The organism is Flagellimonas flava (assembly GCF_050617915.1).
Classification (GTDB): domain Bacteria; phylum Bacteroidota; class Bacteroidia; order Flavobacteriales; family Flavobacteriaceae; genus Flagellimonas; species Flagellimonas flava_A.
In genome coordinates this window covers 1-242 of sequence record NZ_JBODQE010000140.1, presented here as the reverse complement: position 1 = coordinate 242, position 242 = coordinate 1, and the positions used below count along the sequence as shown (strand labels likewise).

General features: G+C 44.2%; 1 protein-coding gene. It reads right to left on the bottom strand.

Features of this window, described 5'->3' with window-relative positions; all coding sequences use genetic code 11:
• Positions 1-242, bottom strand: a 242-nt coding sequence (locus ACRHOZ_RS21300) for an alpha/beta fold hydrolase (RefSeq protein WP_431130365.1), incomplete at both ends; no start/stop codon positions are given.

Genomic DNA, 242 nt, shown 5'->3' with positions numbered 1-242 from the left:
CACCAAAGGATTGCCCAAACAAACTTATCTGGTCATATCCCAAATGATTCCTGGGAGCCTCCAAATCCTCTACCATGACTTTCATGTAAATAGTTTCGGAATTCAATTCGGAAAAGCCCGTACCCCTTTGGTCAAAAAGAACAACTTGGTGGGCTTCGGCAAATTTTTTTGCCAGACCTTGGAGATTATGACTGGAAAAACCAGGTCCCCCATTCAAAACAAACAGAGGGCCACCAGTACCA